The 2400-nt window shown below is 67.1% G+C and carries 3 protein-coding genes and 1 pseudogene; all 4 read right to left on the reverse strand.

All coding sequences use genetic code 11. From position 1 onward, the window contains the following. Positions 1-131: 131 nt before the first annotated feature. Positions 132-1073, reverse strand: a complete 942-nt coding sequence (locus BIS11_RS15245; RefSeq protein ID WP_253425177.1) for a metal ABC transporter permease — start codon at positions 1071-1073, stop codon at positions 132-134. Beyond that, positions 1057-1794, reverse strand: a complete 738-nt coding sequence (locus BIS11_RS15250) for a metal ABC transporter ATP-binding protein (RefSeq protein WP_253425174.1) — start codon at positions 1792-1794, stop codon at positions 1057-1059. The genes BIS11_RS15245 and BIS11_RS15250 overlap by 17 nt, the downstream gene beginning before the upstream one ends. After that, positions 1794-1940, reverse strand: a complete 147-nt coding sequence (locus tag BIS11_RS15255; protein ID WP_253425171.1) for a hypothetical protein — start codon at positions 1938-1940, stop codon at positions 1794-1796. The genes BIS11_RS15250 and BIS11_RS15255 overlap by 1 nt, the downstream gene beginning before the upstream one ends. Before the next feature lie 146 nt (positions 1941-2086). Continuing rightward, positions 2087-2400 (reverse strand): annotated as a pseudogene (locus BIS11_RS15260) (metal-dependent phosphohydrolase); the annotation flags it as partial.

Raw genomic sequence — 2400 nt, forward strand, 5'->3', positions numbered from 1 at the left:
GATCGCGTCCAGGTCGTCACCAGTTTCTCGATCCTGGCGGACATGGTCGAGAACGTCGGCGGCGAGTGCGGCGGGAATCGCCAGCAGGGCGGAAACGCCCGCCACGAGTGGGGCAAAACGCAGTGACATGATTAACTCCTGTCCAGAGGAATGTGATCCCGTGGGGTGTCATCCACGGGCACCGAAGGGTCGGGATGCGCATGCAGCGGCAGGGGCTTGCGCCGCAGCCGCGCCGTCAGGCTGTGGTAGCGCCCGAACAGCGCCGAGAAGAAGTACGCGCCGCCGGCCAGCAGGATGATGCTCGGCCCCGAAGGAATGTCCAGGTGGTAGGAGAGCAAGAGCCCGCCGACGCTTGCCAGCATCGCCAGCACCACGGCAATGCCCATCAAGCCTTCCAGGCGCCGGCTCCAGAAGCGCGCCGCGGTGGCGGGCAGCATCATCAGGCCCACCGCCATCAGCGTGCCCAGCGTCTGGAAGCCGGCGGTGAGGTTGAGCACTAAAAGCGCCAGGAAGACGCTATGTACCCAGCCGTTGCGCCGGCTCTGGCCGCGCAGAAAGAGCGGGTCCAGGCACTCGACCACCAGCGCGCGAAAGATCAGCGCCATGGTCAGCACGATCAGCGTGCTGATGCCGGCGATCAGGAGCAGCGCCGTGGAGTTGACCGCCAGGATCGAGCCGAACAGCACGTGGGTCAGGTCCACGCTGCTGCCGCCGATCGAGATCAGCATCACCCCCGCCGCCAGCGAGGTGATGAAGAAGCTCGCCATGGCGGCGTCCTCGCGCTGACCGCCCATCTTCGACACCGCCCCGGCCATCAGCGCCATCAGGAGCCCGAACAGCACGCCGCCGATGCTCATGATCGGCAGCGAGAAACCGGCCAGCAGAAAACCCAGCGCCACGCCGGGCAGGATGGCGTGGGCCATGGCGTCGCCGATCAGGCTCATGCCACGCAGCACCAGGAATACGCCCAAAGGCGGCGCGGCCAGCGACAGCGCCAGCCCCCCCACCGCCGCGCGGCGCATGAAGCCGTAGTCGAACGGGGCGATGAACCAGGCGTTAAGCAGATCCCACATGGTGACCTCCCGAGGTGAAGGTCATGGGTTGGGTCGGCATGTGCGCGGGGTGCTCGAGCGCCTGCGGCGCCATCCACTCCCCGCGACCGCCGGCGAGCATCAGCACCTCGTCGGCCAGGCGCTTGAGGTGATCCATGTCGTGGAGCACCACGATGATCGTCATGCCGTTGTCGGCCATCTGGCGCAGGATGCTCACCAGGATGTCCACCGTCTGGCTGTCGACGTTGGCGAACGGCTCGTCGAGCAGCAGCAGTTCGGCTTCCTGCATCAGCGTGCGCCCGATCAGCGCGCGCTGGCGCTGGCCGCCGGAGAGCTCGCCCAGCGGCCGGTGGGCCAGGTGCGAAATGCCGAGCCGGCCCATGATGTCGCGCCCCTTGCGGTAGTGCGCCGCGCAGTACCCCTTGAGCGCGCCGTGGCTTGGCCAGGTGCCGGTCATCACCAGCTCCTCGACGCTCATGGGGAAGGTCAGGTCGAGCGCCAGCTGCTGGGGCAGCCAGGCGCGGCGCTCGCGGGCGACCAGGCACTCCACCTTGCCGGACACCGGGCGCAGCTCGCCCATGATGGACTGGATCAAGGTGCTCTTGCCGGCGCCGTTGGCGCCGATCAGGGCGGTGATCGCCCCGGGCAGGAAATCGCCCTGGAGGTGTTCGAGCACCATGCGCCGCCCCTGGGCCAGGTGAAGGTCGTGCAGGCGCAGGCGGCTCTCGTCGCGATGGTTCATCAAAACCAACCGCCGGCCCACAGCACCAGGGCCCAGAGCGTCAGCAGCGGCAGCGCGACCAACAGCAGCCGCTTGATGGCAGACAGCGACATCAGCGAAAAGTGGCAGGGCCCTTCGCGGTTGTGGCGATGTGTTGGATGACTCACGATGACTCCTCTCGCACGGAAAGTAAGTTATAACATAACAATATTTGCATAAAAATTGCCGGATATTCTACTCTCTTCGCCACGCTTGACAATGGATGCGGCGCAACATCGTCGTCAGCCGCGCGCCGCTGGCCGTCGAGCGCGGGTCAGAGATCGTGGCGGTGCGGCTGGGCGGGGCCGGTCAAGCGCCCCAGCTGGTCGAAATCGACGCGGCCGATCTCGTCGTCGTAGAACACGTCGCGCCGGCGCAGGTTGCGCACCACCCGCACCCGGTCTGGCTGGCCGCGCTCGTCCACGCCCAGCACCCAGGCAAGATAACCGTGGGAGAATTCGACCAGGCTGCCCAGCGGGTAGAAGCCGTGGCGCTGCACGTAGCGCGTCACCCAGTGCTGGTCGAAGCGCGTCGGACGGTTGTAGAGGTAGCGATAGGCCGCGACCGCATCCAGCGGCGGGCGGTCGC

It is taken from the genome of Halomonas sp. 707D4, from assembly GCF_024158685.1.
Taxonomy (GTDB): domain Bacteria; phylum Pseudomonadota; class Gammaproteobacteria; order Pseudomonadales; family Halomonadaceae; genus Vreelandella.